The sequence below is a fragment of the Chloroflexota bacterium genome (assembly GCA_018648225.1).
Taxonomy (GTDB): Bacteria; Chloroflexota; Anaerolineae; order Anaerolineales; family UBA11858; genus NIOZ-UU35.
Window position 1 is genome coordinate 1 of the sequence record JABGRQ010000182.1, and the last position, 7,704, is coordinate 7,704.

Genomic DNA, 7,704 nt, shown 5'->3' on the forward strand with positions numbered 1-7,704 from the left:
TTTGCAGATAACGGATTCAAATCGCGATCAGATTGGTGCTGTAATTGGCACCGGGATTGGCGGGATTGGCACTCTCTATGAGAATATGGAAACCTTGATGAAACAAGGCCCACTTCGAGTGAGTCCGTTTCTCATCCCGCGTATGTTGCCCGATACGCCCGGGGGGATGATCGCTATCCATCTAGGAATCCGAGCGATAAATTTTGCTGTAGTAACTGCCTGTGCCACAGGTACGAATGCGCTTGGAGAAGCGACCGAAATCATCCGGAGAGGGCAGGCTGATGTCATGTTGGCAGGTGGAACTGAAGCTGCGATTGTGCCGATCGCGATGGCAGGTATGAATGTGATGGGCGCTTTGTCTACTCGTAATGATGATCCTACCCGTGCCTCGCGCCCATTTGACGCCCAGCGGGATGGTTTTGTCATGGGTGAGGGAGCAGCCGTGCTTGTATTGGAATCGCTCGCTCATGCGCAAAATCGTGGAGCGCGAATACTAGCCGAGATCAGCGGATACGGCGCGACGAATGATGCCTATCATCTTTCTGCCCCTTCCGAGAATGGCGCTGGCGCTGCCCTGTGTATGCAAGCTGCTTTGGATGATGCCGGTTTGAACAAAGAATCACTTGGGTATATCAATGCCCATGGTACCAGCACAGCATTAAACGATAAGAGCGAATCGGCGGCTATAAAAACCGTTTTTGGCGAATTGGCGTATGCAATTCCTGTATCATCAACGAAATCCATGACCGGACATTTACTAGGAGCTGCCGGTGCATTGGAAGCGATTTTCTGTGTAAAAATACTCTTGAATGATATTTTGCCACCAACTATAAATTATGAATTCCCTGATCCAGATTGTGACCTGGATTATATTCCCAATGTGGCGCGCCCAGCGCAGGTTGAACATATACTGTCAAACTCGTTTGGGTTTGGTGGTCACAATGCCTCAATTATTGTCAGTCGTTATCAGGCGCAGGCATAGGGAGCTGCAATCATGAACTATTTTGCACATATTACCGGCTGGGGTACAAGTGTACCCGCTAACGTAATAACAAATGCTGATTTAGCTAAAATTATTGAGACCAGCGATGAGTGGATTCGCAGCCGAACAGGTATTGCCCAACGCCATATTGCAGAAGAAGGACAAAGTTCTGCCAGCCTGGGCGCCGAAGCTGCGCTAAAAGCCCTCAAAGTGGCAAATATTAGCCCCCATGATGTAGATTTGATTGTCGTGTCAACATCTTCTCCGGAGCATTTGTTTCCATCAACGGCTTCATTGATTCAGGACCGCATTGGTGCCACGCGGGCCGGTGCTTTCGATTTATCTGCGGCCTGCACCGGCTTTATTATTGCTGTAAATATGGTCGCGCAATCGATTCGCTCGGGAGCGATTCGTACTGCGTTGGTCATTGGGACAGAAACACTTTCGCGTCTGGTAGATTGGGAAGATCGCTCTACCTGTATTCTCTTTGGGGATGGCGCTGGCGCGTTTGTATTACAAGCCAGCCAGGAGCCCGGCGGGGTTCTATCTGCTGTTATGCGTTCAGATGGATCTGGTGGAGATTTGCTAACTGTTCCCGCAGGAGGCAGTAAACTCCCTACCAGTTACCAAACTGTTAAGGATAAGCAGCATTTCATCCAGATGAATGGACGGGAAGTATTCCGCTTTGCTACCCGCGTCATGGCACAGGCCACGGAGGATGTTGTTAAAAAGGCCAATTTTACGTTAGATGATATTGATTGGGTGGTTCCTCATCAAGCAAACCAGCGAATTATTGAAACCGCGGCGAAACGCTTGAAATTACCACTTGAGCGCTTTGTGATTAATCTGGAGCGTTATGGAAATACATCTACCGCATCAATCCCTTTGGCGGCAGTAGAAGCAATTACAGATGGACGCATTCAACCCGGAGATCGAATTGTGTTTGTAGGATTTGGCGCTGGCCTGACCTGGGGGGCATTGCTGGCTCAGTGGACTGGTCCCTTGCCCGCTGAAAAGCCGAAGATGTGGCCTTATCGCTTGCATGGCCTTTATCGATTATATGTCAAGCTGCGTTCCTGGGGGCTGAGGATTGTGCGTTTGGTTGAAGGTATGGTTTGGGGCCAACGGGATAAATAAAAAAAAGAGCGGAGCGCCAAGCGCTCCGCTCTTTTTTTTATTCTGGCTATCCGGAACTGGTTTTTAGCTCAACTTCTTCTTCAACTTCTTCTTGTTCGTCAAATTCCAATACTTTTAGCATACGTTTGACCAGATTCGTGAAAACTTTATGCTGATACCCGGCTAATCCGGCCAGGATATAGGTAATCACGGGGGAAGAAATTTCGCCGGATGTGATGGAGAGTGATCCAAGCATCATAAACAGATAGATGATGGCGCCCATCACACTGCCGACGAAGGGGCTGGTGACATACCACCAGTTATGCCGCGGGGAAAAATCTTGTTCAACCGAAAAATGCTTGATAAGTGGCATAAGCGCCCCAACCAATCCACCCATGCCGCCCCATAGCATACTCCCGGCCAGAAAATAAAGCGATGATCCCTCGGATGAAAAAATATTCTCGCCGAAAATGAATAGCAAAGCAACAGTGATGATGAACCAACTCGCCAGATATATATATAGTCGCGGGATAGTTGTCTTCGCTAATTTATCTAATTGAATGCTTAACTGCACACGAAATTCGACTTCGTTGATATGTCGCTCGGCATCTTCGAAATAGGTTTTCCCGGCCATTAGCTCATTGCGCGCCGCCTGAATATGGTTTAGCAGCGGACGGGCGATATACAAAGTGGAAATCTGCCGCTTGACATCTTTTTGAGCCTGATCGGCTCTGCGCCACATTGCCAGCATGTCTTCGTCGGTTACTAGCAATTCGATCATTGCATCTTCAGCTGATTGTACTTCGTGTTGAACTTCTCCGACCGCGTGGACAATGCCTGGCGCGGGTTGTGCTGGGATTGGACTAGATGGCTGCGCCAGTTCTTCGGCGAAGAGTTTTTCGATTTCAGCAGGATCATCCTCGAGGTGGGTACTCATACCCATATCCGGTTCTGTCTCTTTGGGTTCGGCAAAGTGTTCGACCAGTGCAATTTCTCCGGGAGGCCCGTGCAGGCTGCGATCTTCTTCGGGCGTGGCTTCAGGTTCCGGGTTGAAGGCCTCATCGGCGCTGCCCATAAATGCTTTGGCTTCTGTTTCGGTCAGTTCCCAGGGTGTCGCTTCCATTGTAAAAAGTCCTTCGGTATCGCCCATCAGCGCTTCACTTTCTTCGGCGGATAACTGGAACGAGGGTTCATCACTATCATCAAAGGGATGGTTGTCGTCAGCGGGAATTTCCTCGGGCGTGGATTCTGCGGCGCGCGGGGTGATCTCCGCCTCGGAGAAATCTGGAATGCGCTCTTCGGGAGGAATCTCTTCCAGGGGGGTTTCATCAATATCATCAAAGGGTAATCCCCGTTGTGGAATCATTTCTTCCCCTTTGCCTTCCAACGGGTCTTGAGAAAGTCTATTTTGCATAGCTTACCTCCTTAGCAAGATACAAGTAAGCAGTCGCCACGGCGCTATTAGGCGCATACTCCAAAACGCTTTTACGCATCGCTGGTGCGGTTGCTGCAACGTCGTCGTAGGGGATAAAAGCATGAAACACTTTCTGCTTGAAGACGGTTTTCATTTCGTAGATGGCCGATTTTGCGTGAGTAGCTTTGGGATGCACCAGCGTGGGGAGAACACCCAGTAATTTGAGTTGTGGATTTAATTTCTCACGGATGAGCCAGACCGAATCGAGCAGAGAGCGCACACCGCGCATTGAAAGGTAGTTGGCGGCCACGGGGATGAGTAGTTCGTGGGCCGCGGCTAGCCCGTTCACGGTGACTAGTCCCAGGTTGGGCGCTGTATCGATAAGAATGAAATCAAACGGCTCGCGCGGTAATTGAAGAATATTGCGCAGCCGTGCCGTGCGCTCTGATTGGGTGTAAAGCTTGTATTCGGCAGCGATCAACTCGGCATTCGCGGGAGCTAAAGCGATGTTTTTCCCCGTATCTTTGAGGACATCGGTAAAGGCAATTTTATCATCGAGCAGTAAGTTGTAGGTAGATGGGCGGACAGTATACGGATCAAGCCCCAGGCTGATAGTGAGCGCCCCCTGCGAATCGAGATCAATCACAGCGACACGATGCCCTAGTTGCGCTAATCCGGCGGCCAGATTGACAACGGTAGACGTTTTGCCAACGCCACCTTTTTGGTTGGCTACAATGATTATGCGTTCCATAATTTGAGTATATCATAAAATGGGGGGTCAATTTTTTACTATGGATGTTTGGGTTTGCCTCCTGAAACGTTCTCGTTTATACTCTCTTTACACGCAGCCGCCCTACGCTGTTTTTTATAAAACTGATGAGCAAGAAGGTTATCCGATGATCCGACCCAGCGAATCGATTCCATCTAACCAATCCCCAAAAATGATTTACTTGTGGATTTTATTATCGGCAGTGGTGAGTTCTTGTTTTACAGTCGCGCTGATTGCATTATTCTTTAGCTTTCCGGTGCGGATCAGTTTTCTGACAACAGAAACGCCGACGCCTACACAAACGGCTACACCAACATCCACTTTTACGCTAACGCCATCCAGCACCCCTATAAATACGGCTACTTTTACGATTACACCTTTGTCAACCCCCACACTTACGTTCGCGCCGTCGCTGACAGCTACGCACACCGAAACGCCGACGATTACCCTCACGTCCAGCTATACACCTACCGCCACGCAGACAGAGTCGCCAACGGCTACACAAACCTTCACGCCGACGCTGACCAGTACACCCACGCATAGCTATTCGCTGAAAAAAACGGTAGACGAGACCATTATTTATCTGGGAGCCACCGCCGTATCACAAAACCTGTTTACGGTGCCAAAAGGGGCTACGCTATACGTTACGACGACTCAGCGCGGCTGTTGGGTATTTGTGACTTATCAGCCCAGTTCTGGCGGGGGGAGCATTTCGGGGTGGATTACTACCGATCATCTTGGGGAAAGTTGCTCCCCATAGTAAACAAAAAAAGAAGGACGGCGTTCTTTGCCGTCCTTCTTTTTTCAATACAGGGCGGAGTGAATTACACCGCGAACTTGCCATCTTTGTAGAATAAATCGCCATCGACGCGGATTTCGCTCTCGGCCATATCGCAGAGCATATCCCAGTGAATGCCGGATTCGTTTTTGCTGCCGGTTTCGGGGTAGCCTGCGCCAACCGCCAGGTGGATGGTGCCGCCTATTTTTTCGTCGAAGAGCATATTCTTGGTGAAGCGCTGGATGCCATAATTTGTACCGATGCCCCACTCGCCCAGGTAGCGCGCCCCCTCGTCTGTGTTGAGCAGCGCGGTGAGCAGCTCTTGCCCTTTGCTGGCTTTTTCTTTGATAACTTTGCCATCTTCAAACCATAATTCAATATCTTCGATTTCTTGCCCGCCGTAGATGGCCGGATACGAGAAGCGAATCCAACCGTTGGCGGAGGGTTCCACCGGAGCGGTGAAAATTTCACCATCGGGGAAATTGTATTTGCCATCGGCAGGTTCAAAGGTGCGCTCTTTGATCGAGAAACTCAAATCGACATTGCTGCCTTTAAGTGAAACCTGATCGCGTCCAGCGAGCCAGGTGATCAATTCGCGTTGGCGTTTGCCCTCATTTTTCCAGAACGCCACCGGATCGTCCAGATGCAGCATTCCTGCTTCGTATACAAAATCCCGGTACTCGCTCAGGCTCATATCGGCTTCCTGCGCCATAGCATGGGTGGGATAGACGGTCAGCGACCATTTGAGTTCTTTACGGGCGGCGCGCTCCATAAAAATCTTGCTGATTTCCGCGCCAGCTTTGCTAAACTGGGCCTGTTTGGCCGGATCGGTGCCGCTGAGTTCGCGCGTATTATGTTCGGCTTCAATATACAGACTGGCGTCAAATTCTTCGACCATAATTCGCCGGAGCGGGGAAATATATTCCAATTGAGCGTCATTCGCATACTTGAAGAATATCTCAGACGCGCCGGGTAAGCTGATTTGCAAATTAACATTTGCTCCAGCGATGACGGCTTCTTTATACACTTCCAGGCTGAGTTCCTCAGCCAGCGGGCTGGTGCGCAATATAAACTGTTCACCAGGTTGTAAATTGAGCGAGTATTGCACTAAAACCTGAGCTAATTTCGATACGCGAGGGTCGGGCATGGCTATCTCCTTGAACAGAGTAGTAGAATGATGTGCAGTATATTCGGACATTAGTATAATACACATAGGACTTACGCAACACGATGAATAAAATACCGAAAATAGGGGTGTGTGGGGCGCGAAGCGCCCCACACACCCCTATTTTCGGGCTTCTTAGAATTGGATAACGAGGAGAATTTTATGACCCATCAAAAGAAACCGGGCTATAACACATTGTCGGTTTGGGCTGGTGAAGAGAAAAAAGATGGTTGGCAGCGTTCTACGCAGGTTCCGGTTGTGCATAGTGTCAGTTATGGCTATGATGATCTGGACTATTGGTACAATGTTGCTTTGGGGAAGGAAGAAGGCCATATTTACAGCCGCAATACAAACCCAACGGTGGCAATTTTTGAAGAAAAAATGCGTCAACTGGAAAGGGCAGAAGCCGCGACTAGTTTCTCCACCGGAATGGCGGCGATTAGCAATACGCTCTATTCGCTGCTCAAACCTGGCGATCGTGTCGTATCGATCAAAGATACCTACGGCGGCACCAACGAAATTTTCACCCGCTTTTTGCCGCGTATTCATATTGACGTAACGCTGTGCGCCACAACTGACCACGAAGCGATTGAGGCTGAAGTTGCCAAAGGTTGCCAGGTTTTGTATATCGAAACCCCGACGAACCCCACCTTGAAGATCGTTGATATTGCCCGTTTGGCAGAAGCCGGGCACACGGCTGGCGCAACTGTGATAGTGGATAACACATTTTCTACGCCGATCAATACCAATCCATTAGCGCTGGGCGCCGATCTGGTGGTTCACAGCGCCACGAAGTACATTGGCGGTCATGCCGATGCGTTAGGCGGCATTTTGTGTGGTTCCGAAAAACTGGTACAGCGCGCTTTTGCCTATCGCGAGATTAATGGTGCAACCTTGCATCCGATGGCGGCCTATTTGATGATTCGCGGGCTAAAAACTTTGGCATTGCGCGTTCAGCGCCAGAGTGAGAATGCCATAAAAATAGCCCGCTTTTTGAAAGCGCATCCCTTTGTCAAAGATGTTTTTTATCCCGGATTGGAGACGCACGAAAACCATGCGATTGCCAAAAAACAGATGCGCGATTTCGGCGGCATGATGAGTTTCTTCCTGGATGGTGGCTTTGATGCTGTGCGGGTATTCTTGCCGCGCCTGAAATATGCCCACATCGCGGCCAACCTGGGGCCGGTTGAAACCGTTGCCGGGCCGCCGCGAACAACCAGTCATGTGGAAGTTACCGAAGCGCAACGCGCTGCGATGGGTATCCCCGAGAGTCTGATCCGCTACTCCGTTGGCATTGAAGATGCCGATGATTTGATCGCCGACCTTACCCAGGCGTTAGATTACGCTGCAAATCACCAGGCGTGACTTTTTTTTCTGCAAAAAATTTTTAGCTATTGGAGGCATTATAAAAATGACATACGCCAGACGCACAAACCACTTGAAAGCAGAAGGCGCTTACGAGGTTTTGGCGCGCGCTCAG

General features: G+C 49.9%; 7 protein-coding genes. 4 read left to right on the forward strand and 3 right to left on the reverse strand.

Going from position 1 to position 7,704, the window contains the following annotated elements; all coding sequences use genetic code 11:
• On the forward strand, window positions 1-982 hold a 982-nt coding region (locus HN413_16255; GenBank protein MBT3391952.1), incomplete at its 5' end, for a beta-ketoacyl-ACP synthase II.
• Window positions 983-994: 12 nt separating this feature from the next.
• On the forward strand, window positions 995-2,119 hold the full coding sequence (locus tag HN413_16260; GenBank protein MBT3391953.1) for a ketoacyl-ACP synthase III: 1,125 nt from the start codon (window positions 995-997) through the stop codon (window positions 2,117-2,119).
• 46 nt (window positions 2,120-2,165) lie between these two features.
• Here HN413_16260 and HN413_16265 read toward each other — a convergent pair whose 3' ends face one another.
• Together HN413_16265 and HN413_16270 are read right to left on the reverse strand one after the other, a co-directional pair.
• Window positions 2,166-3,512, reverse strand: a complete 1,347-nt coding sequence (locus HN413_16265) for a hypothetical protein (protein MBT3391954.1) — start codon at window positions 3,510-3,512, stop codon at window positions 2,166-2,168.
• Window positions 3,502-4,263: an AAA family ATPase gene (locus HN413_16270; protein MBT3391955.1), complete on the reverse strand. Its 762-nt coding sequence runs from the start codon at window positions 4,261-4,263 to the stop codon at window positions 3,502-3,504. The genes HN413_16265 and HN413_16270 overlap by 11 nt, the downstream gene beginning before the upstream one ends.
• Window positions 4,264-4,408: 145 nt before the next feature.
• Here HN413_16270 and HN413_16275 point away from each other — a divergent pair, with 145 nt between their 5' ends.
• Window positions 4,409-5,041: a hypothetical protein gene (locus HN413_16275; GenBank protein ID MBT3391956.1), complete on the forward strand. Its 633-nt coding sequence runs from the start codon at window positions 4,409-4,411 to the stop codon at window positions 5,039-5,041.
• A 64-nt stretch (window positions 5,042-5,105) separates the two neighbouring features.
• Here the strand turns inward: HN413_16275 and HN413_16280 are convergent, their stop codons facing one another.
• Window positions 5,106-6,206: an aminopeptidase gene (locus tag HN413_16280; GenBank protein ID MBT3391957.1), complete on the reverse strand. Its 1,101-nt coding sequence runs from the start codon at window positions 6,204-6,206 to the stop codon at window positions 5,106-5,108.
• Between the two features lie 180 nt (window positions 6,207-6,386).
• Here HN413_16280 and HN413_16285 point away from each other — a divergent pair, with 180 nt between their 5' ends.
• Window positions 6,387-7,589, forward strand: a complete 1,203-nt coding sequence (locus HN413_16285) for a cystathionine gamma-synthase family protein (GenBank protein MBT3391958.1) — start codon at window positions 6,387-6,389, stop codon at window positions 7,587-7,589.
• Window positions 7,590-7,704: the final 115 nt, after the last annotated feature.